The 21714-nt window shown below is 70.7% G+C and carries 21 protein-coding genes; 11 read left to right on the top strand and 10 right to left on the bottom strand.

Annotated features, from left to right (window positions below):
• The coding region (locus ACZ7PG_RS23290; protein WP_470241194.1) for a carboxymuconolactone decarboxylase family protein at positions 1–593 on the bottom strand (593 nt) is incomplete at its 3' end.
• Positions 590–1666: an NAD(P)H-dependent amine dehydrogenase family protein gene (locus ACZ7PG_RS23285; RefSeq protein WP_470241193.1), complete on the bottom strand. Its 1077-nt coding sequence runs from the start codon at positions 1664–1666 to the stop codon at positions 590–592. The genes ACZ7PG_RS23285 and ACZ7PG_RS23290, both read right to left, overlap by 4 nt.
• 116 nt (positions 1667–1782) lie before the next feature.
• Here ACZ7PG_RS23285 and ilvD point away from each other — a divergent pair, with 116 nt between their 5' ends.
• Positions 1783–3474 (top strand): dihydroxy-acid dehydratase, encoded by a 1692-nt coding sequence (gene ilvD / locus ACZ7PG_RS23280; protein ID WP_470241192.1) that lies wholly within the window; start codon positions 1783–1785, stop codon positions 3472–3474.
• Here the strand turns inward: ilvD and ACZ7PG_RS23275 are convergent.
• Both ACZ7PG_RS23275 and ACZ7PG_RS23270 read right to left on the bottom strand, forming a co-directional pair.
• Positions 3453–4805 carry a class I adenylate-forming enzyme family protein gene (locus tag ACZ7PG_RS23275; RefSeq protein WP_470241191.1) on the bottom strand — a complete coding sequence of 451 codons (1353 nt, stop codon included), beginning with the start codon at positions 4803–4805 and terminating at the stop codon, positions 3453–3455. The genes ilvD and ACZ7PG_RS23275 overlap by 22 nt on opposite strands.
• 30 nt (positions 4806–4835) lie before the next feature.
• Positions 4836–5249: an SsgA family sporulation/cell division regulator gene (locus tag ACZ7PG_RS23270; protein WP_470241190.1), complete on the bottom strand. Its 414-nt coding sequence runs from the start codon at positions 5247–5249 to the stop codon at positions 4836–4838.
• 682 nt (positions 5250–5931) lie between these two features.
• Between ACZ7PG_RS23270 and sigK the strand changes: the two genes are divergently transcribed.
• From sigK to ACZ7PG_RS23255, 3 genes are all read left to right on the top strand, one after another.
• Positions 5932–6528 (top strand): ECF RNA polymerase sigma factor SigK, encoded by a 597-nt coding sequence (sigK, locus tag ACZ7PG_RS23265; RefSeq protein ID WP_470241189.1) that lies wholly within the window; start codon positions 5932–5934, stop codon positions 6526–6528.
• Entirely contained in the window at positions 6525–7205 is a 681-nt protein-coding gene (locus tag ACZ7PG_RS23260) for an anti-sigma factor (RefSeq protein ID WP_470241188.1), read from the top strand. The genes sigK and ACZ7PG_RS23260 overlap by 4 nt, the downstream gene beginning before the upstream one ends.
• A 101-nt stretch (positions 7206–7306) precedes the next feature.
• Positions 7307–7981, top strand: a complete 675-nt coding sequence (locus tag ACZ7PG_RS23255) for a fasciclin domain-containing protein (RefSeq protein WP_470241187.1) — start codon at positions 7307–7309, stop codon at positions 7979–7981.
• Here the strand turns inward: ACZ7PG_RS23255 and ACZ7PG_RS23250 are convergent, their stop codons facing one another.
• Together ACZ7PG_RS23250 and ACZ7PG_RS23245 are read right to left on the bottom strand one after the other, a co-directional pair.
• A complete protein-coding gene (locus ACZ7PG_RS23250) occupies positions 7982–8989 on the bottom strand; it encodes an LLM class flavin-dependent oxidoreductase (protein WP_470241186.1) in 1008 nt (335 codons plus the stop codon). It abuts the gene before it with no gap.
• A 45-nt stretch (positions 8990–9034) separates the two neighbouring features.
• Positions 9035–9694 carry a TetR/AcrR family transcriptional regulator gene (locus tag ACZ7PG_RS23245; RefSeq protein WP_470241185.1) on the bottom strand — a complete coding sequence of 220 codons (660 nt, stop codon included), beginning with the start codon at positions 9692–9694 and terminating at the stop codon, positions 9035–9037.
• Between the two features lie 91 nt (positions 9695–9785).
• On the opposite strand from ACZ7PG_RS23245, the gene ACZ7PG_RS23240 reads away from it, so the two are divergent.
• Positions 9786–10766 carry an NAD(P)-dependent alcohol dehydrogenase gene (locus ACZ7PG_RS23240; protein WP_470241184.1) on the top strand — a complete coding sequence of 327 codons (981 nt, stop codon included), beginning with the start codon at positions 9786–9788 and terminating at the stop codon, positions 10764–10766.
• 4 nt (positions 10767–10770) lie between these two features.
• Here the strand turns inward: ACZ7PG_RS23240 and bdeA are convergent, their stop codons facing one another.
• Positions 10771–11703 carry a bis(hydroxyethyl) terephthalate hydrolase gene (gene bdeA / locus ACZ7PG_RS23235; protein ID WP_470241183.1) on the bottom strand — a complete coding sequence of 311 codons (933 nt, stop codon included), beginning with the start codon at positions 11701–11703 and terminating at the stop codon, positions 10771–10773.
• Positions 11704–12124: 421 nt separating this feature from the next.
• Entirely contained in the window at positions 12125–12724 is a 600-nt protein-coding gene (locus ACZ7PG_RS23230; protein ID WP_470241182.1) for a QsdR family transcriptional regulator, read from the bottom strand.
• 83 nt (positions 12725–12807) lie between these two features.
• On the opposite strand from ACZ7PG_RS23230, the gene ACZ7PG_RS23225 reads away from it, so the two are divergent.
• Positions 12808–13440, top strand: coding sequence for a DsbA family oxidoreductase (locus ACZ7PG_RS23225; protein ID WP_470242384.1), 633 nt, complete (start codon positions 12808–12810; stop codon positions 13438–13440).
• Here the strand turns inward: ACZ7PG_RS23225 and ACZ7PG_RS23220 are convergent.
• Both ACZ7PG_RS23220 and ACZ7PG_RS23215 read right to left on the bottom strand, forming a co-directional pair.
• On the bottom strand, positions 13418–13600 hold the full coding sequence (locus tag ACZ7PG_RS23220; RefSeq protein WP_465288484.1) for a hypothetical protein: 183 nt from the start codon (positions 13598–13600) through the stop codon (positions 13418–13420). The two genes, ACZ7PG_RS23225 and ACZ7PG_RS23220, sit on opposite strands and share 23 nt — an antisense overlap.
• Before the next feature lie 449 nt (positions 13601–14049).
• The gene (locus ACZ7PG_RS23215) at positions 14050–15036 is read right to left on the bottom strand and encodes a LacI family DNA-binding transcriptional regulator (RefSeq protein WP_470241181.1); all 987 of its coding nucleotides are present in this window, start codon (positions 15034–15036) and stop codon (positions 14050–14052) included.
• 123 nt (positions 15037–15159) lie between these two features.
• Here ACZ7PG_RS23215 and ACZ7PG_RS23210 point away from each other — a divergent pair, with 123 nt between their 5' ends.
• Genes ACZ7PG_RS23210 through ACZ7PG_RS23190 form a run of 5 tightly spaced genes read left to right on the top strand, consistent with a single transcriptional unit; the run spans position 15160 to position 21594 of the window.
• On the top strand, positions 15160–16089 hold the full coding sequence (locus ACZ7PG_RS23210) for a carbohydrate ABC transporter permease (RefSeq protein WP_470241180.1): 930 nt from the start codon (positions 15160–15162) through the stop codon (positions 16087–16089).
• Position 16090: 1 nt separating this feature from the next.
• Positions 16091–16954, top strand: coding sequence for a carbohydrate ABC transporter permease (locus ACZ7PG_RS23205; protein WP_470241179.1), 864 nt, complete (start codon positions 16091–16093; stop codon positions 16952–16954).
• 29 nt (positions 16955–16983) lie between these two features.
• Positions 16984–18324, top strand: a complete 1341-nt coding sequence (locus ACZ7PG_RS23200; RefSeq protein ID WP_470241178.1) for an ABC transporter substrate-binding protein — start codon at positions 16984–16986, stop codon at positions 18322–18324.
• Positions 18321–19859, top strand: coding sequence for an alpha-N-arabinofuranosidase (locus ACZ7PG_RS23195; RefSeq protein WP_470241177.1), 1539 nt, complete (start codon positions 18321–18323; stop codon positions 19857–19859). Before ACZ7PG_RS23200 ends, ACZ7PG_RS23195 begins: the two co-directional genes overlap by 4 nt.
• Complete coding sequence (locus ACZ7PG_RS23190; RefSeq protein ID WP_470241176.1) at positions 19852–21594, top strand: glycoside hydrolase family 35 protein; 1743 nt, start codon at positions 19852–19854, stop codon at positions 21592–21594. Before ACZ7PG_RS23195 ends, ACZ7PG_RS23190 begins: the two co-directional genes overlap by 8 nt.
• The last annotated feature ends 120 nt before the right edge of the window (positions 21595–21714 follow it).

Here is a 21714-nt window from a genome sequence, read left to right as displayed (position 1 = left end):
TAGGAAAAGGGAAAAAGAAAAACATAAAAAAAACCCTCGCGAGGGGTTTGGGGGTTCCCCCGCGGGGGGGGGGGGGGGGAAACGGTTTCCCCCCCCTTTTTCCCCCCCCACGACCGGTGGGACGGCAGCACGCAGACGGTGTCGATGCCCAGGACGTGGTTCAGCCGTCCGAACGCCAGCCACGCGCCGAGGCTCATGCTCAGCTCGACGATCTCCTGCTGCGTGTAGTGCTCGGCCATCCGCTTCCAGAAGTCGTCGTCCAGGTTGTGGTGGTCCAGCGTGTACCGCTCGGCGTACTCGGCCGCCAGCCGCGTGCGCTCGTCGAAAAGCTCCGTCGTGCGCCACTCCGTCACCGCGTCCGCGAACTCCGGCTCGACCTTCACGCCGTCGCGTTCGGTGCGCCAGTCGAGGCAGAAGATGCACCCGTTGATCTGGGCGATCCGCAGCCGCGCGGCCTCGAACTCCCGCAGGCCCAGCGTCGTGTGCGCGTAGACCGCCAGCGAGAACTGCGACGCGGCGATGCCGATGCCGGGCACCAGCTCGCCCCAGACGTACCCGATCGGGTCCTTGCCCTCGGGGATGTCGATGTTCACGAGCGCCTCCTTCCGAGCTTGCCGGCTGCCGGGCGCAGCGGGACGTCGAGTGCGTCGTAGAGGCCGGGTTCCGCCTCGGCCAGCCAGTCGATCGCGCCGACGAGCCGGCCGACGGCGGTCGCGTTGCCGCCCGCCGAACGGTTTTCGCCCTCGTCGCTCGCCTCGACGCTGACCTCGATGCGCGGCCGGCCTTCGATGATCACGCGGTGGGCGCCGTCGCCGCTGGGTGGCGTCGGCCAGTCCGGCGCGCACGACGGGTGGATGCGGGTGACGTGCTCGATGACGATCCGCGGCTCGCCGTCGACGATGCCCTGGACCTCGAACCGCACCGCGCCTTGGGTGCCCTTTTCGAAGTCACCCATGGTCCGCGTGGAGACGGTTTCCTCGAGCGGACGCCGTTGCAGCGTCTCGCGCAGCTCGTCCACCTCGACGCCGAGGCCGCGCGCGATCAGCCGGACCTGCCCGCCCCAGACCATGGACGGGACGCCGGTCATCAGCATCGGCGGGTCGTAGTCCATCGGCTGGCCCATGCCGACCAGGTACCGGACGGAGTCGGGCTGCTCGTAGGTCGAGTAGTCGAAGATCTCCTGGCAGCGGATGACGTCGACGTCCGTGCCGAGCCCGCTGACCAGCAGCGGCAGCACGTCGTTGCCCCAGCCGGGGTCGACGCCGGAGACGAACAGCGAGCCGCCGCCCTCCTTGATCGCGGCCAGCACCGGGTCCCGCAGTTCCGGGGGCGCGTTGCGCTGGTCGTAGAGCGGGTAGAGGGCCGGCGTCACGACGACCGCGCCCGTCCCGACCGCGCGGACGATGTCGGCGAGCGCGTCGTCGAACCGGACGTCTCCCGACGCGGCGTAGACGACGGCTTGCGGACCCGCGGCCAGCACGGCGTCGACGTCGTCGGTCGCGGCGACCCCGAGGTCTCCGACGCCCGCCAGCGCGCCCGCGTCCTTGCCGACCTTGGCCGGGTCGTGGACGAGCACCGCGCTGAGCTCCAGCGCCGGATGGGCGTCGACGGCCCGGATTGCCGCACGGCCGACGTTGCCCGTGCCCCACACCACCGTGGCGATCATTTCGCCGAGTTTTCGCCGGTTCGCCCGGGTCCGGGAAGGGATTCGTTCCGGCCAGCGGACCGCGCGGACGCGGGTAGCATGCAGTGCGTCCGAACGTCGTACCGGAGGGCCCCGCGATGACGATCGATCCGAAACCCCGCAGCCGCACGGTGACCGACGGGATCGAGGCCGCGCCCGCGCGCGGCATGCTCCGCGCCGTCGGGATGGGCGACGGCGACTGGCGCAAGCCGATCATCGGCGTCGCCAGTTCGTGGAACGAGATCACGCCGTGCAACCTGTCCCTGGACCGGCTGGCGCAGGCGTCCAAGGAAGGCGTGCACGCGGCCGGCGGCTACCCGCTGCAGTTCGGCACGATCTCGGTGTCCGACGGCATCTCGATGGGCCACGACGGGATGCACTTCTCGCTCGTGTCGCGGGAGGTCATCGCCGACTCCGTCGAGACGGTCATGCAGGCCGAGCGGCTCGACGGCTCGGTGCTGCTGGCCGGCTGCGACAAGTCGCTGCCGGGCATGCTGATGGCGGCGGCGCGCCTCGACCTGGCGTCGGTGTTCCTCTACGCCGGCACGATCGCCCCCGGCTGGGTGAAGCTCACCGACGGCACCGAGAAGGACGTCACGCTGATCGACGCCTTCGAGGCCGTCGGCGCGTGCCGGGCGGGCCGCCTCAAGACCGACGACCTGGACCGCATCGAACGCGCCATCTGCCCCGGTGAGGGCGCCTGCGGCGGTATGTACACGGCGAACACGATGGCGTCGGCGGCCGAGGCCATGGGGATGAGCATGCCGGGGTCGGCCGCGCCGCCGTCCGCGGACCGCCGTCGCGACCACTACGCGCACCTTTCGGGTGAGGCCGTGGTGGGGCTGCTCGAAAAGGGCATCACCGCTCGGGACATCCTCACGCGCGAGGCGTTCGAGAACGCGATCACCGTCATCATGGCACTCGGCGGCTCCACCAACGCCGTGCTGCACCTGCTGGCCATCGCGCACGAGGCGAAGGTCGAGCTGACCCTCGACGACTTCAACCGCGTCGGCGACCGCGTCCCGCACCTCGGCGACCTCAAGCCGTTCGGCAAGTACGTCATGAACGACATCGACCGGCACGGCGGCATCCCGGTGCTGATGAAGGCGCTCCTGGACGAAGGCCTGATCCACGGTGACGCGCTGACCGTCACCGGCCGGACCGTCGCCGAGAACCTCGCCGAGCTGAACCCCGACCCTATCGACGGCGAGGTCCTGCGCACCCTGGACAACCCGCTGCACCCGACCGGCGGCATCACCATCCTGCGCGGTTCGCTCGCGCCCGAAGGCGCCGTCGTGAAGTCCGCGGGCTTCGACACGGCCAACTTCGAAGGCCCGGCGCGCGTGTTCGAGCGCGAGCAGGAGGCGATGGCGGCGCTCAACGAAGGCCGGATCTCGGCCGGGGACGTCGTCGTCATCCGCTACGAAGGTCCCAAGGGCGGGCCGGGCATGCGCGAGATGCTCGCGATCACCGCGGCGATCAAGGGCGCCGGGCTGGGCCGCGACGTCCTCCTGCTGACCGACGGGCGCTTCTCCGGCGGCACCACCGGCCTGTGCATCGGCCACGTCGCGCCCGAAGCGGTCGACGGCGGGCCGATCGCGTTCGTCCGCGACGGCGACCGGATCGCCGTCGACATCAAGGGCCGCAGCATCGACCTGCTGCTGGACACCGCCGAGCTGGCGCGTCGCCGCGAGGGCTGGGAGCCGCTGCCGAACAAGTTCCCGGAGGGCGTGCTCGGGAAGTACGCGAAGCTGGTCCGGTCGTCGTCCTACGGCGCCGTCACGAGCTGAACGAGCGCGCGTTTGTCGACCTTGCCGACGGCGGTGAGGGGCAGCGCGTCGACGAAGTCCACCTTCGCCGGGACGTAGTGCTCCTGGCCGAAGGCTTCTCGCGCGTGGGCTTTCAGGCCGTCTTCGGTCACTTCGCCCGTGATGACGACGACGGCGCGCAACAGGCCGCCCTGGCCGAACACGGCCGCGCTCCGCACCGCCGGATGCGTCTCCAGCGCGTGTTCGACGACGGTCGTGGGGACCTTCGTGCCGTGCTCGCCGACCACGGCGACGTCGTCGGCGCGGTCGAGGAGGTAGAGGTAACGGTCGTCGTCGAAGCGGCCGAGGTCGCCGGTCCGCAGCCAGCCGGCGCCGACGGGCGGGCTGCCGAGGTAACCGTCCATCATGGACAGTCCGCGGACCTCGACCTCGCCGTCCTCGGTGATCCGGGCTTCCATGCCGGGCACGATCCGGCCGACCGAGCCCAGCCGCTCCGGGTGGCCGGCCAGCTCGGCGGCGGAGATGCTCGCGATCATCGGGGCTTCGGTGAGGCCGTAGCCCTGGCCGACGACCGGCCCGAAGACGTCGAGGGCCTGGGCGAACCGGTGCGGCGGCAGCGGCGCGGCGCCGAGGGAGAGCGACCGGACGCTGCTGAGGTCGGTGCTCTCGCGCGCGGGGTGGTCGAGGACGGCGGCCAGCCGCGGCGGCGTCAGGGAGAGCGTGTCGATCCGGTGCTCCTGGATCGCGCCGAGGACCGCGCCCGCGTCGAAACCGTCCTGGAGCACCACGGTGTCGCGGCGCAGGAGGGCGCCGAGGACGGTGGCGTTGCCGGTCATGTGCGTCATGGGGGCGACGAGCAGGGTGCGGCCGGGGCCGTCCGGGCTCGGCGTGAAGATGTGGGCCATGCCGTCGTAGATGCCGCTGTGGCGGATGAGCTTCGGGGTGCCCGTGGTGCCACCGGTGGGGAAGAGGAGGTGGACGGTCCCGGGCGGGTTCAGCGGCTGGGGCTCGCCGTCGAGGTCGTCGAGGGTGCGGATGTCGCCGTCTGGCCACTCGTGCGGGCGATCGGTGACGACCGTGGTGCCCCGGGCCGCGGCGAGCCGGTCCTGCGTCGGCGCCGACGCCGGGACCATGAGCACGGTCGCGCCCCGCAGGAGGGCGGCGAGCTGCACGAGCAGCGTCTCGGGCCGGTTGCGCAGGTCGACGGCGACGGTGCCGTTCGTCCCGGTGTGCAGGCGGTGCAGCCGGTCCCGGGCCTGGTGGTAGGTCGTGACGCCGCTTTCGTGGTGGAAGAGCGGCCGGTCACCGCCGTCCTCGAGCGCGGCGAGCACTGTCGTCAGGAAGAAGCTCACCGCGCGACGGTACTCAGTCCTGGCCGGTGCTCAGTCTTGGTAGGAGAGCTTCTCGAGTTCCTCGTCGAAGTCGAACCAGCCGGACTCGTCCCCGACGGGGATGACGTCGTAGGTCCGGTCGAGGAAGGCGGCGATCTCCTTCGCGGGCGCTTCGAGCACGGCGGCGCCGTCGGGGGAGTTCAGCTCCACGACGACCAGGGCCGGATCGCCGGCGGGCCCGACGCGCACGTCGCCGTCGCCGCAGCGGGCCAGCAGGCCGTCGGCGAGGAGGTCGCGCCCGAAGAGCCAGCGGACGGCCGCGGGCCCGGCGTGCAGCACCACGGCGACCGCGTAGGGGTCACGGGTGTCGTACTCCAGCTCGGCCGGCACCGGCCGCGGCGCCGCCCCGAAGGTGCGCAGGGCGAAGTCGAAGCTGGCACTGGTCACGCTGTGCGGGTCGGCCATGGGGACCGCCTTTGCTACTCGTCGGTTAACTTCGTCTTGTTCCAGGGATAACCCATAGTGAGTTCAACGCCCAGCGTTCCGAAAAACTTTCACACTCTGGGGTGATCAAGAAGTGTCCGAGGTCACCGTCGGCGTGGCCGAACGGGCAAGGTGCCCACGCAGAGTGAGCTGCCGTCGCGGAGCCGGCGCATAGGTGGAGTCGCTACACCTTCGGCGTCGTTACAGCACTGCGCTCGGTCCGTCGCTGGAGTCGCTGCACAAGTGGAGTGACTGCACTTTTGGAGTCGGTGCGGGATTGCGGCGACTTCGCGTTCGAGGCCGATGCGCGGATGGAGTGACTACATCTTTGGAGTCGGTGCGGAACTGAGGCGACTCCGCGCTCGGGGCGATGCGCGGGTGGAGTGACTGCACCTTCGGAGCCGATGCATGACTGAAGTGACTACACCTTCGGACCCGATGCGCGACCGAAGTCACTACGGCAGTTGAGCCGCTACGCCCCCGGAACGCCGGCCGGCCCGCCACCCACACCCCGACGCAAAGCCTTCGGAACCACCGAGCCCCCGGATGGGTCCCGCCGCCGGAGTTGCACCGTCCGGGTGGGAACCGCCACCCCACACCAGTCCGCGACGCCCTCCGGCCGCGAACGCCTCGCATAACCAGGGTGAGGTGGAGGGTGCCGGGCATGGGTGAGCGTGGGCGGCTACGGCTGCAACCGGACGAGGCGCCGGTGCCCGCGGCGAGCGCCGAGGAACTGCTTCGGCGCGTCGCGGCGGGGGATGAACCGGCCTTCGCCGCGTTGTACGACCTCATCGCCGGGCCGGTGCTCGGGCTGGTGACGCGCGTGCTGCGCAACCACGCCCAGGCCGAGGAAGTCGCGCAGGAGGTGCTGGTGGAGGTGTGGCGCAAGGCCACGAGGTACGTCCCGGAACGCGGCAGCGCGCTGTCGTGGGTGCTGACGATCGCCCACCGCCGGGCCGTGGACCGCGTGCGCTCGCACCAGGCCGTGCTCGACCGCGAGGAGCGGGCGGGCCGGATGGACGTGCGGCGGCCGTTCGACGAGGTCACCGAGTCCACTTTGGCCACGCTCGACCAGCAGCGCGTGCGGCAGTGCCTGGCCCAGCTCACCGATCTCCAGCGCGAGTCGATCGTGCTGGCGTACTACAACGGCTACACCTATCCCGAGGTCGCCGAGGTGCTGAAGGTGGCGCCCGGGACCGTGAAAACCCGCATCCGGGACGGCCTGATCCGGTTGCGCGACTGCTTGGGGGTGGATCGATGACCGCCGAGCTGCACACGCTGACCGGGGCCTACGCGCTGGACGCCGTGTCCGATGTGGAGCGTGCCGGGTTCGAACGGCACCTCGGGGAGTGCGCCGCGTGCCGCCAGGAGGTGGCCGAGCTCCGGGCGACCGGGGCCTGGCTCGGCGTGGCCGAGACCGTCGGGCCGCCGCCGGAGCTGAAGGCGCTGGTGCTCGCCGGTGTGGCCGGCACCCGCCAGCTGCCGCCGAGGGTTCCGGCGCCGCGAGCCGAACCCGGGCGGCGCAAGGGATTCGGGCTGCGCGTCGCCCTGTTCGGGGCCGCCGCGGCCGCCGTCGTCGCGGTCGGGGTCGGCGTCGTCACGACGTCCGCGCCGACGGCGCCGGTCGACTCCGTGTTGTCCGCGCCCGATGCCACGGCGATCCAGGGCATCGGCGAGGGGCACGCGACCCTGGTCGTCTCGCGCAGCCGGAACCAGGCGGTGCTGCTCGCCTCGGACCTGCCCGCGCTCGACGCCGGCCACGTTTACCAGGTGTGGCTCATCCGCGCCGGTGAAGCGCATTCGGCGGGTCTCCTGGAGCCGCGGATGCTGATGTCCGATCTCCCGCCGGGCACCGATCGGATCGGGATCACCGTCGAGCCCGCGGGTGGTTCGGCCGGGCCGACGACCCCGTCGGTCACCCGGATTTCCCTGACCTAGCACCAAAAACGAATCACCCGATCGGATGCCAATCCGTTTCCCGTACAGCCCCGAATAATCCGCAAGAAGTAGTACACAGCCGCGTTATTGGAGTGATTTTCGTGACCAAGCTTCGTGTCGCCGGTATCGGTTTCGCCGCCGTGGCCGCCCTTTCGCTGACCGCGTGCAGCGGCAGCGACACCGCTTCCTCCGGGAGCTCCAGCAGTGCCCCCGCCCCGGCGCCCTCTTCGTCGATGGCCGCCCCGTCGTCCAGCGCGGCCGCCGGTGACGGCGTGACCACCAACGCCGACGTCTTCGGCCCGGCCTGTTCGCAGCTGCCGCAGGGATCCGCGCCCGGTTCGCTCGATTCGATGGGCCCGCAGCCGGTCGCGTCGGCGGCGTCGACGAACCCGCTGTTGACCAAGCTGGTCGCCGCGGTCAAGGCCACCAACCTGGTCGACACGCTCAACAGCGCCCCGGCGATCACCGTGTTCGCGCCGGCCGACCCGGCGTTCGCCGCGCTGGGCGACGCGAAGTTCGCCGAGCTGGCGGGCAAGCCGGCCGAGCTGTCGCCGATCCTGCAGTACCACGTCGTCGGGAAGCGGTACGACGCCAAGGGTCTGGAGTCGGCCGGCATGCTCGACTCGCTGAACGCCGCCGGCGGTCAGCTGAAGATCGAGGGCTCGGGCGAGAACATGACCGTCAACGGCGCGAAGATCCTGTGCGGCAACATCCCCACGAAGAACGCCACGGTCTTCGTGATCGACAAGGTGCTGACCCCCGGCACCAACAAGTAGTCAGGACCGCCGGCCGAGCGCCGGGCCGAGCCGTTCCGCGATGTCGGTGAGGATCTGCACGTAGTCTTCGTGGTCGAAGGTGAACGGCAGGGCGAAAGCCACCTCGTCGACCTCGCGGAACGCCGCGTGCTCGTGCAGCCGGTCGGCGATCTCGGCCGAGGTGCCGACGAAGTCGGGGGAGAACAACATCCGCGCCGGGCCTTGCGGTTCCGCGGTGCGGGGAAGCCGTTTCGCCGCGTAGGCCTCGTATTTCGCGCGCTGCTCCGGCGTGGCGGTGTCGGTCGGGACGACGACCAGCCCCTGCGAGACGCGGGCCGCCGCGCCGGCCGGGTGGTGCTCGCGGAACGCCCGGATGTGCGACAGCTGGATTTCGGCGAAGTCCGCGCTCTCGCCGTCGGCCTTGACCACGCTGCTGGTCAGGAAGTTCATCGCGTGCTGGCCGGCCCATTCCGCGGAACGCAGGCTCGCGCCGCCGTACCACAGGCGGTCGCCGAGCCCGGGTGCCTGCGGCTGGACGCGGTCGGAGAAGACCTCGAAGCCTTCGGTGCCGCTGAAGCCGGTCGCCGGCTTGCCGCGCACGAAGTCCAGCAGCCGTCGCACGCGGTCGTAAGAGAAGTCTTCGGCGTCAGCGGTGTCGGGGTAGAGGGCGTGCTTGACCTCGTCGTAGCGCATCGGCGGGCCGACGCTGATTCCCGGGTTGAGCCTGCCGCCGGAGAGCAGGTCGACGGTGGCCAGGTCTTCGGCCAGCCGCAGCGGGTTCTCCCAGCCGAGCGGGATGACGGCGGTGCCGAGGTCGATCCGGCTGGTCCGCTGCGACGCGGCGGCGAGCACGGCGACCGGCGACGAGATGCCGTGCTGCAGGTGCCGGTGCCGCACCCAGGCGCTGTCGAAGCCGAGCTGTTCCCCGAGCTCGATGATCCCGAGGGTCGACTCGTGACCCCGCCGCGGATCGGCGGGGTCGAACAGGCCGATGGTCAGGAAGCCGAGCTTCCGCAGTGGTCGCGACACCCTGCCGATTCTTCCCTTGCGAGGGAGGGTGTCCCACCTGGTGGACTACCGCCCTCGCAGCAGGTCCAAGCCGCCGAGGATGAGGTCCAGGCCGAACTCGAACTCCGCCTGGTCGTCGCACCACCCCAGCGTCGAGTCGGGGTCGTCGTGGGCGATCTCGCTCAGCATCCCCACCAGGTTCGGCAGCTGCGCCGCCAGCTCCGGCGGGACCTCCGCCGACGCGCCCGCACTCGGGTCGAACAGCTCCTGGCTGAACCCGAGCGCCCGGCTGCCGAGGGCGTGCAGCGCGTGGTGGATGCGGTCGTGCGAGAACCCGCCGTCGCGCATCACGCCGACCAGCGCGTCGTAGTACTTCAGCACCTCGAGGCTCGTCGACGACCGCGTCTCGAACAGCGCCGGCGCCCAGCGGTGGCGGAGGAACACCTGGCGGGCGGCGAGGATGCGCCGCCGGGCCGTCTGCCGCCAGTCGGGGCCGGCTTCCAGGCGCGCGACGGTCTCGTTGATCTCCTGCGCCACGACGTCGACGATCCCGTCGAGCACGTCTTCCTTTTTGGCCACGTGGTAGTAGAGCGACATCGCTTCGGCGCCGAGCTCGTCGGCGAGCCGGCGCATCGTCAGCGCGCGCAGGCCGTGTTCGTCGGCGAGCGCGACCGCCGCGTGCAGGACGCGCTCGCGGCTGAGGGGGATCCGCGCGTCGGTCGTCACGCCCAAGATCGTACAACGTAAGGCCTCCTTGACCTGGTGACCGTCCCAGAGCTACCTTACGACGTAAGACTTACAACGTAAGGGAGACGCGATGAAGGCCCTCGTCCAGCGTGTGTACGGCTCACCGGACAGTCTGAGCTGGGAAGATGTGCCCGATCCCGTGCCCGGCGAAGGCGAGGCGCTGGTCCGGGTGCACGCCACCTCGGTCAACCCGTACGACTGGCACTTCATGAGAGGCGAGCCCCGCATAGCGCGCCTGATGACCGGCGGCTTCGGCCTGCGCCGTCCGCCGGTCGGCGTCCTCGGCTGCGACCTGGCCGGCCGGGTCGAGACGCGGGGTGCGAAGTTCGCCCCCGGCGACGACGTCTACGCGCTGCTGCCGAGGGGTGCCCACGCCGAATACGTCTGCGTGTCCGAAGACCTGCTGGCGCCGATGCCGAAGAACCTGTCCCACGAGCAGGCGGCGACGATGCCGATGGCCGCGATGACCGCGCTGGTCTCCTTGCGCGGGGTGGAACCCGGGCAGCGGGTGCTGGTCAACGGCGCTTCCGGCGGCGTCGGCACCTTCGCGGTGCAGCTGGCGCGGGCGCTCGGGGCGCGGGTCGACGCCGTCTGCGGCGCGGCCAACGCCGAGCTGGTCCGTTCGCTCGGTGCGGAGCACGTCGTCGACTACCGCTCGGCGGATTTCACCCGCAGCGGGCGCCGCTACGACTTCGTCCTGGACATCGCCGGCGGCCGATCCGTGTTCGCCTGCCGCCGGGTGCTGGAGCGGGGCGGCACGTTCGTCGCCGTCGGCGGCCCGGCCGGGCGCTGGCTGCAGCCCGCCGGGCACGTTTTCGCCGCGCTGGCCTCGGGTCCGTTCGCCCGAAGGCGGGTCGTGCTCGCCGACGCGGTCGCCTGCCGGGACAAGGCGGCGGTGCTGGGGGAGCTGGCCGCGTTCACCGAGCGCGGCGCGGTCACGCCGGTCGTGGACCGGAGCTACCCGTTCGACGACCTGCGCGCCGCGATCGCGTACCAGGAAGCCGGGCACGCCAAGGGAAAGGTGGTCGTCACCCTCGGTGTGCCCGGCTGACCGGTCAGCCGTTGTGCGGGCAGTTCCCGCGGTAGTCCGAAATGGACAGGCTGGTGCCGGGGATCGGGCAGAGGAACTGCTCGTAGCGGGTGTCGTCGTCGATGAACCGCTTGAGCCAGGAGAGGGTGTACTTCGCGATCGTCGTGTTCGACGAGTTCGGGGCGAAGTGGCTGGCGCCGCGCAGTTCGAGGTACGCCTTGTCCAAAGAGGACGGAAGGCTGGTGTAGAAGGGGATCGAGTGCGTGGCCACCGGGGCGACGGTGTCCGACTGCGCCCCGACGACGAGCGTCGGCACGCGGACTCCTCCCCAGTTCTTCGTCAGGTTCCAGCCGGTGAGCGGGATCGCGGCCTGCAGCGACGGCCGCGAGCGCGCGGCTTCGAGCGTGCCGCCTCCGCCCATCGAGTGCCCGACCACACCGAGCCGGCTGCTGTCGATCCGGGAGCGGACGCTGCTTTGCTGGGTGAGGTAGTCGAGCGAGGCCAGCAACTGCCGGCCGCGGCTGTCGGGCTGGTCGCTGGTGGTCAGGGTGTCGATCGTGAAGACGACGAAGCCCTGCGACGCGAGCCGCGGGCCCAGCCAGGCGATGCTCGACTGGAGCGCGGTGAACCCGGGCGCGATCGAGATGGCCCCGAAGGTGCCGGCGGTCGTGCTGGTCGGGTAGTAGATGGTGCCGCCGCCGAAGCCGGAGACGGACAGCCGCGAGACGGTCGCGGTGCTGGTGGCGAAGCTGCCGCGCGAGGCCTCGATGCTGGCGGTGGTCGGATCGGGGCCACGTTCGTAGGGGTTGGCGGCGGCGGGCGCCGGAGCGGCGAAGCCGGCGGTCAGCGCGAGCGCGGCCAGGACAACCCCGGCCGCCTTGGCACGAAACCCCCGACGGCGGTGTGAAACTGTCTCACCCAGGCCAGACGACGTCGGCGGGCTGGTGAGTACGGACATGGATCGCTCTCTTTCCCCGGGCAGGCGAAAGCGCGCCCGGACACAGGCGGGCGGATCAATGGAACCGTTGCACGGCAACGAAGGAGGTGCCGCGTGCGGGACGCGGGGTAACCGCTTTCCCGTGGTGTTATGAAACACTTGAACGAAATGTTCCACAACACCCGAACGGGTGAGTAGTTGACCGACTGTGCGCTTGCTCAGTGACTCGGAGGACTTCGTTCATGTCGTCAGGCGAGGTGAGGGGGCGTTCACGTCGAGGCGGGGCGGGGTGGTCTGGCTGGGACCGGTCGCCCGAGCAGCCTCGGCTGGTGGTGGCTCGGCAGCTGAGGCGTGAGCGCGCGGAAGGCTGGCCCGCGCCCAGCCCGCGCTTGCGTGCACCGCGTTCGCGCCAACCCGCGGCGACTCCCGCACCAGCGCCGCGTCAGCGGGCCGCGGCCGGCTCCAACGCTCCGCCCACCAACGTGTCCAGCAGCGTCGTCGCGACCTTCAGGTCCACCGTCCGCGCCGCCAGCACGTCGGAATACAGGAACGACTCGCCCAGCCGCACCACCGCGAACGCCAGATCCGGCAACCCCACCAGCGGCGTCAGCCCCGCGATCGATGCGTCCTCGCGGAACAGCTCCACGTGCGCGTCGACCAGGGCCGGCTGGACCGCGCCTCGGGGGTCCGTCAACACCCTGAGCGCCACCGTCGACTCCGCCTCGAACAGCTTGGTCATCCCGTCGTTGCCCGCGACCTCGCGCCGGTACTCCTCCATCACCCACAGGCACCGCAGCCGGCCCTCGGGGGTGCGGACCGCGTCGCCGTGCCGCGAACGCCAGCTGTCCAGTGCGCGCTGCCACGTCCGGTCGGACAGCAGCCGCAGGCCCGCGCCCATCAGGTCTTCGCGGTTGCCGACTCGGCGGAAGAACGTCGTGCGGGAGATTCCGAGCTCCGTCGCCATCCGGCCGAGGTCCAGGCGGGTTCCGGTGAACAGCAGCCGTGCCGCGTGGCGGACGATGTCGTCGGTCGAGACGGTCACTCGCCCACCCTAGCCGCAGGTCGAGGACGGTTACTTTGAAGTGCGTGCCGCCGCGTGGTTAGCGTGGTGGCGTGCGCGTAGACATCTGGTCCGATCTCATCTGTCCCTGGTGCTATCTCGGCAAGCGCCGCTTCGAGCAGGCCGTCGCCGAGCTCGGGGTCGACGTCGAGGTCGTGCACCACTCGTTCCAGCTCGACCCGTCGTTCCCGCGCGGGACGTCGCGGCCGACGCGCGAGGTGCTGTCCGAAAAGTACGGCCGGACGCTCGAAGAAGCCGACGCCATGGAAGCGCAGATGGAGCAGCGCGCGGCCGCCGACGGTCTCGAGTACCACCTCGACGGTGTCCACATGGGAAACACCGTCGACGGCCACCGCCTCGTGCACCTCGCCCGCGAGCGCGGGCTGGCCGACGCTGTCGTCGACCGGTTCTACCGCGCGCACTTCACCGAGCGGCGGTCGCTGTTCGACCGCGACTCGCTGGTGGAGCTGGCCGCCGAAGCCGGGCTCGACGCCGCCGAGGCCCGCGCGGTGCTCGAGTCGGACGCCTACGAAACCGAAGTCGCGGCGGACGGCGAACAGGCGCGGGCGCTCGGCGCGACCGGGGTGCCGTTCTTCGTGATCGACCAGCGGTTCGGCGTCGCCGGCGCCCAGTCGCCCGAGGTGTTCACCCAGGTGCTGCGGCGCGCGGCGGACGTCAGCGGCGCCGCCGCCGGCTGAACCGCGAACGGTCGGTCGCGACGCCGGCCAGGTGCAGGGCGACGCACAGCAGCCCGGCGGTGGTGAGCGTGCTGGTGGTGATGATCGGGCCGAGGCCGAACCCGGCCAGCTCCATCAGGAGGGCGAGCCCGAAGAGCACGGCGGCGAGAATGGCGAGCATGACGCCTCGTTTCTGCTGCGGTAGGGCCAAATGGTCCACACCACTGCGACGTTCGCGGTACCGGGGGACCCGGCTTGGTGGCCAGTAATTCCCGCGGTTCCGCGCGCTCAAACGAGAACATTCCGGGCGGGGCGGCGCCCCCCGTCTTCCACGCTACCGGCGGGCACCGACAGTTTGGTCCAGGTGATCACTGGCTGCCGCGGGAACCACGTCGTCGCGGCGCCCGGCCTGATCGGCTGGTTCGGGAATCACCGCGGTGATGCCAACGTCGCCGACGGCCGGCCATTGCCGTCGCCACGCGATCCCGGACCGATACCGGTGGACGGTTCCCCCTCGACCATCGCCCGCGCGCCGGAGAACGGCTTGCCTCGCTCATCGGTGCGGACCGGTAGCAGGTCCTCGATCAACGCCCGCCGATCGGCGAGCACCGGCAGTTCCGCCCCGGAAGGTCAAGCCGGTGGGGGTGCCGTGCTCGACCGGACCACCAGCTCCGTCGGCACCGTCACCGGCTCGCCCGCCTCCGCGCCCGTCTCGATCTCCGCCAGCAACGCCGAAACCGCGTGGTGGCCGACCGCCTCGAACGACTGGCGGATCGTCGTCAGCGGGGGCCAGAAGCACGCCGACTCCTCCATGTCGTCGAACCCGACCACGCTCACCTCGGCCGGCACGCGACGTCCCGTCTCGTGCAACGCTCGCAACAACCCCAATGCCATCTGGTCGTTCGCCACGAACACCGCGGTCACCGACGGGTCCGCGGCCAGCGTCAGCCCCGCCTCGTAGCCCGACGCCGGTGACCAGTCGCCGACGAAGACCGGGGGGACGAACGCGCCCGCCAGCTCCAGTGTCGCGCGCCACGACTTGCGGCGGCGCTCGGCCGAATACGACTGGGGTGGGCCCGCGATGTGCCACACCGTGGCGTGCCCCAGCGAAAGCAGGTGGCGGGTCGCCGTCGCCGCGCCGTCGGCCTGGTCCGTGTCGACCACCGGGTAGTCGTACCGCGCGCTCGAGTCGATCACCACCACCGGCAGCCCGTGCGGCAGCTCGATTTCGCTCTGGTCGAGCTGGTGCTGCTCGATCAGGATGATCACGCCGTCGACGGCCTGCTCGTTCAGCTTGCTGAACGCCCCCGCCACCTCGCCCTGCGTCGGACGCGTCACCGGCATCAGGATGATCGAGAACCCCTCCGGGACGACCGCCGCCGCGATGGCGTCGAGCGTGCGGCTGTTGCCGAACGTCGGCAGCGCCGAGATGATCACGCCGATGCTGCGGAACTTGCCGTTGCGCAACGCCCTCGCCGCGCTGTTCGGGCGGTAGCCGATCCGGCGCATCGCCGCGAGGACGCGCTCGCGGGTGGCGTCGTCCACATTGGTCTTGCCGTTCGCGACGCGCGAGACCGTCTGGCCGGACACGCCCGCCTCGCGGGCCACGTCCGCCATCGACGGTCCTCGACGCGGGGCTGCAGCCGGCACAAGTACTCCTCAGAGGGCGTCCTGGACATGTTTACGTCAACACGTTACCCTCCGACCGGTCCATGTTGACGTAAACATGCGGAGAAGACGATGACGTCCACAGCAGCTCCGCCCGTCCCGGCACCGGTCCGCCCGGCGACGCCGGCCCGCCGGCCGCGGCGGAACTGGCGAGGCTGGCTCTTCGTCGCCCCCTTCATGCTGGTGTTCGCGCTAACGTTCATCGCGCCCGTCGTCTACGCGTTCGTGCTCAGCCTCTTCCGCGACCAGGCCTTCTTCGGCGGCACAGTGTTCGTCGGCGCCGACAACTACGCGCAGGTGCTCGGCGACCCGAAGTTCTGGGAGTCCTTCCAACGGGTCCTGGTGTTCCTCGCCGTGCAGGTGCCGATCATGCTGCTGCTCGCGCTGGTCGCGGCGCTGGCGATCGACAGCGCCCGGCTGCACGCCGCCGGGTTCTTCCGGATCGTGATCTTCCTGCCGTACGCGGTCCCCGCCGTCGTCGCCACGCTGATGTGGGGCTTCATCTACGGCGACCACTTCGGGCTCGCCGCGGACCTCAACCACCTGCTCGGCACCGACTCGATCAAGCCGCTGTCGCAGAACTGGCTGCTCACCTCGATCGGCAACGTCGTCACCTGGGAGTTCGTCGGCTACAACATGCTGATCTTCTACTCCGCGCTGAAGGTGATCCCCACGGAGCTGTTCGAGGCGGCCGCGATCGACGGCGCCGGCACGTTCCGCGTCATCCGGTCGGTCAAGCTCCCCGCGATCCGCGGTGCCATCGTGATCGCGACGATCTTCTCGATCATCGGCAGCTTCCAGCTGTTCAACGAGCCGAACATCATGCGCAACCTGGTGCCGAACGTGATCGGCACCTTCTACACGCCGAACATGTACGCCTACAACCTCTCCTTCGCCGGTCAGCAGTACAACTACTCCGCCACCGTCGCGATCGTGATGGGCGTGATCACCGCGGTCATCGCCTACGTCGTGCAGCTGCGCGGCTCCCGGAAGGGGATGTGACGTGGCCACGCTCTCGGTGACGCGGCCGCGCAAGTCGCGCACGCTCACGGCCGTCATGGCGCTGTACCTGGTCTACACCCTGATCCCGCTGGTGTGGCTGCTGATCAACGCGTCCAAGACCCAGACCGCGCTGTTCTCGACGTCGGGCCTGTCCTTCGGCGGCCCGTTCGCCCTCTTCGACAACATCGGGCAGACGTTCACCTACAACAACGGGATCTTCTTCCGCTGGCTGGGGAACACCCTGCTCTACGTCGTGGTCGGCGCCGGCGGCGCGACGATCCTCGCCACGGCGGCGGGCTACGGCCTGGCCAAGTACCGCTTCCCCGGCCGCCGGGCGGTGTTCGCGATCGTCCTCGGCGCCGTGGCCGTTCCCGCGACGGCGCTCGCCGTGCCGACGTTCCTGATGTTCAGCAAGCTCGGGCTGACGAACACGCCGCTGTCGGTCATCATCCCGTCGCTGATCAGCCCGTTCGGGCTCTACCTGATCTGGGTCTACGCCGCCGACGCCATCCCGGACGAGCTGATGGAGGCGGCGCGGATCGACGGGGCGGGCGAGCTCCGGATCTTCTTCACCGTGACGCTGCGCCAGCTCGCCCCCGGGATCGTCACGGTCGCGCTGTTCACGATGGTGCAGACGTGGAACAACTACTTCCTGCCGCTGATCATGCTCAGCGAACCGAAGTGGTACCCGCTGACCGTCGGGCTCAACCAGTGGAGCGCGCAGGCGAACGGCGCCGGCGCCCAGCCGATCTTCAACCTGGTGCTCACCGGGTCACTGCTCACCATCATCCCCCTCGTCATCGCTTTCCTGTTCATGCAACGGTTCTGGCAATCGGGGCTGAGCGCGGGGAGCGTCAAGCAATGAGCCGTCACACCGTCGTGAAGGGACACTCGATGTCACGCATTCGCAGTCGCGCCAAGGCGTTCGCCGCCGTGGCGCTCGCCGCCGCTCTCGCGGTCGGCTGCTCGTCCGGGAGCTCGTCCGGGCCCGCCGCCGCCACCGGGACCCAGGACTCCGTCGACGCCGCGCTCAAGGCGGGCGGCTCGATCACCTACTGGAGCTGGACCCCGTCGGCGAAAGACCAGGTCGCGGCGTTCGAAAAGGAATACCCGAACGTCAAGGTCAACTACGTCAACGCGGGGACGAACAAGGACGAGTACACCAAGCTGCAGAACGCGATCAAGGCCGGTACCGGCGGCCCGGACGTCGTGCAGATCGAGTACTACGCACTCCCGCAGTTCGCGCTGACCGACTCGCTGGTCAACCTGGACCAGTACGGCTTCGGGTCGTTCGAGAAGGACTACAGCGCCTCGACGTGGGCGCAGGTGAAGAGCAACAACGGGCTCTACGGACTCCCGCAGGACTCCGGGCCGATGGCGCTGTTCTACAACAAGGAAGTCTTCGACAAGAACGCGATCGCCGTGCCGAAGACGTGGGACGAGTACATCGCCGCGGCCAAGAAGCTGCACGCGGCCGACCCGACGAAGTACATCACGTCCGACACCGGTGACCCCGGGTTCGTGCTGAGCATGATCTGGCAGGCGGGCGGGCACCCGTTCGGCGTCGACGGCAAGAACGTGAAGGTCAACCTCGCCGACGCGGGCACCAAGAAGTGGACCGCGAAGTGGGACCAGCTGGTCCAGGGCAAGCTGCTCGCCCCGGTCAAGGAGTGGTCCGACGACTGGTTCCGCGCGCTCGGCGACGGCACCATCTCGTCCCTGGTCACCGGTGCCTGGATGCCCGGCAACTTCATCTCCTCGGTCCCCGGCGGCACCGGCAAGTGGGCGGTCGCGCCGATGCCGACCTACGACGGGCAGCAGGCGGTCACCGCGGAGAACGGCGGCAGCACCCAGTCCGTGCTCAAGCAGAGCGGCAACCCCGCACTGGCCGCCGCGTTCGTGCGCTGGCTCAACCACGGCGGCGGCGTCAAGCCGTTCATCGAGAGCGGCGGCTTCCCGGCCACCACGGCGGACCTGACCTCGCCGGCGTTCGCCGACCAGGCCGCGCCGTACTTCGGCGGGCAGAAGATCAACCAGGTGCTGACCCAGGCGTCGAAGGACGTCTCGAAGGGCTGGACCTACCTGCCGTACCAGACCTACGCCAACAGCATCTTCAGCGACACCGTCGGCAAGGCCTACCTGAACGGCACCTCGATCGACGCCGGGCTGGCGGCCTGGCAGCAGGCGATCGTCGACTACGGCAACCAGCAGGGCTTCACGGTCAGCGCGGGATGAGCGTCCTGATCGAAGGTGACGCGGGCCAGGTCATCGGCCCGGTCCCGCGTCGCCTCTTCGGCTCGTTCGTCGAGCACATGGGCCGGTCCGTCTACACGGGACTGTTCGAGCCCGGACACTCCACAGCGGACGATCGCGGCTTCCGCGGCGACGTCCTCGAGCTGGTCCGGGAGCTCGGACCGACCGTGCTCCGGTACCCCGGCGGCAACTTCGTCTCGGCGTACCGCTGGGAGGACGGCGTCGGGCCGGACCGCCCGGTCCGGCTCGATCCCGCCTGGCACAGCGTCGAGTCCAACCGCTTCGGCCTGCACGAATTCGCCGCGTGGGCCGAAGCCGCGGGTGCCGAGGTGATGTACGCCGTCAACCTCGGCACCCGCGGCATCCAGGAAGCGGCCGACGTCCTGGAGTACTGCAACCACGCGAGCGGCACGGACCTGAGCGAGCGGCGGCGCGCGAACGGCGCCGACCGCCCGTTCGGCTTCAAGGTGTGGTGCCTCGGCAACGAGATGGACGGCCCGTGGCAGATCGGCCACAAGACGGCGGGCGAGTACGGCAGGCTGGCCGCGGAGACCGCGCGGCTGATGCGGATGATCGACCCGGAAGTCGAACTCGTCGTCGCCGGCAGCTCGCACGCGGACATGCCGACGTTCGGCGAGTGGGAACGCACGGTGCTGCGCCACACCGCCGAGCTGGTCGACCACATCTCGCTGCACGCCTACTACCAGGAGCTGCACGGCGACACCGACAGCTACCTGGCCAGCGGCGCCGCGCTGGACCGCTACATCCGGACCACCGCGAAGGTCATCGACGAGACACTGGCCGAGCTGGGGCTCGAGAAGAAGATCGGGATCAGCGTCGACGAGTGGAACGTCTGGGACCTGCGCCGCTGGAACGAGGTCGACCAGGCGCGGCTGGCCGAGGGCGGCTGGCGGCAGCACCCGCGGATCATCGAGGACACCTACACCGTCACCGACGCGGTCGTCGTCGGCTCGCTGCTGAGCTCCCTGCTGCGCAACGTCGACCGCGTCACGATGGCCAGCCAGGCGCAGCTGGTGAACGTCATCGCGCCGATCCGCACCGAGCCCGGCGGCCCGGCGTGGCGGCAGGCGACGTTCCACCCGTTCCGGCAGGTCGCGGCGCTGGCGAACGGGGCGAGCCTGCGCCTGAGCGTCGAAGGCGAGCGCCTGCGCACCGCGCAGCACGGCGAGGTCGACCTCGTGGACGTCGCCGCGACGGCCGGGGAATCCGGGCGGGGCGCCGTGTTCCTGACCAACCGCGCCACCGCGTCGCCGACCGAGGTCCGGATCCGCCTGCGCGGCGCGCGGTACGGCTTGTACGCCGCCGAAACGCTGACCACGCCCGACGGCGGGACGCGCCACACGACCAACACCGCCACCGCGCAACCGGTCCGGCCGGTGCCGCTGCCCGGCGCCGCCGCGACGTCCGACCCAGGGGGGACGACCATCACCGTGACACTGCCACCGCTGTCCTGGACCGTGCTCCAGCTGAGCCCGGAGGCGGCTTCGCATGCCTGAGTTCGCCATCGGGGAGACCGACTTCCTGCTCGACGGCCGGCCGTTCCGGATCCTGTCCGGTGCCCTGCACTACTTCCGCGTGCACCCGGACCTGTGGGCCGACCGGATCGACAAGGCCCGGCGGATGGGCCTGAACACCATCGAGACGTACGTGCCGTGGAACGCGCACGCCCCCTCGCCCGGCGAGTTCGATCTCTCCGGCGGGCTCGACCTGGACCGGTTCCTGCGGCTCGTCGCCGACGCCGGGATGCACGCGATCGTCCGGCCCGGCCCGTACATCTGCGCGGAGTGGGACAACGGCGGCCTGCCGGCGTGGCTGTTCCGCGACCCGTCCGTCGGGGTCCGCCGGTACGAGCCTCGCTATCTCGACGCGGTGCGCGAATACCTCGCGCGGGTCTACGAAGTCGTGGTGCCGCACCAGGTCGACCGCGGCGGGCCGGTGCTGCTGGTCCAGATCGAGAACGAGTACGGCGCGTTCGGCGACGACAAGCGGTACCTGCGAGCGCTGGCCGACCACACGCGGGCGTGCGGCGTCACCGTGCCACTGACCACAGTGGACCAGCCGGACATGCTCGAAGCGGGCAGCCTGGAGGGACTGCACCGCACCGCGTCCTTCGGCTCGAACGCCGAGGCGCGGCTGGCGATCCTGCGCGAGCACCAGCCGACCGGGCCGCTGATGTGCAGCGAGTTCTGGAACGGCTGGTTCGACAACTGGGGCGCGCACCACCACACGACCCCGGCCGCGGACGCGGCGGCCGAGCTGGACGTGCTGCTCGCCGCGGGCGCGTCGGTCAACCTGTACATGTTCCACGGCGGCACCAACTTCGGGTTCACCAGCGGCGCCAACGACAAGGGCGTCTACCAGCCGATCGTCACGTCCTACGACTACGACGCGCCGCTGGACGAAGCCGGTGACCCGACCCCGAAGTACCACGCCTTCCGCGACGTGATCGCGCGCTACCACAAGGTGCCGGACTCCGTTCCGCCGCCGGCCCGCCCGGCGCCGGCCCCGCAGGCGCGGTTGCGCGACCCCGTGCGGCTGCTCGACGCCCCGGACCGGTGGGGCACCTGGGAGTTCCACGAGGAGCTGCCCGCCTTCGACGACCTGACCCCGACGCCGCGGCTGGCCCTGCTGCGCACCCGCGTCACCGGCGACCGGCCGGGCGTCCTGACGTTCGGCGAGGTCCGCGACCGCGCGACGGTGTTCTTCGACGGCGACGCGATCGGCACGCTGTTGCGCGAGCACCACGACCGCGCGCTCGCGCTGCCGCGGGCGGACGGCGAGCTGATGGTGCTGGTCGAGGACCAGGGCCGCGTCGACTACGGCCCGCGGATCGGCGAGGCGAAGGGCATCATCGGCGGCGCGTCGCTGCACGGTGAGCCGCTGGCCGGCTGGGACGTGCTGCCGCTCGACCTGGACGCGCTGCCGGCGCCGCTCACGACGTCCACTGTGGAGGGTCCGGTCGCCGGGCCGGTGCTGTTGCGCGCGTCGTTCGAGGCCGAGGCGTCCACCGACCTGTTCCTCGACACCGGCGAGTGGGGCAAGGGTCTCGTGTGGCTCAACGGGTTCCCGCTCGGCCGGTACTGGCGGCGCGGGCCGCAGCGGACGCTGTACGTGCCGGGCCCGGTCGTCCGCGCGGGTGCCAACGAGCTCGTCGTGCTCGAACTGGACACGATGCTGGACCCGGCGGCCCGGTTCGTGCCGCGGCCGCTGCTGGGCCACACGGAGGCCTGAGCAGTCCCCACCGAAACGAAAGGCAGTTCGACGATGAACCGCACGTTCCGGCGCCTATTAACCGTCCTTTTTGTACCGATCGCCGCGGCTGGGCTGGCGGTGGCCCCCGCGGCGGCCGCC

This window comes from Amycolatopsis sp. NPDC114504 (assembly GCF_055633595.1).
Note: the sequence above shows the minus strand (reverse complement) of the source record. Positions and strands in the feature narration are given on the sequence as shown.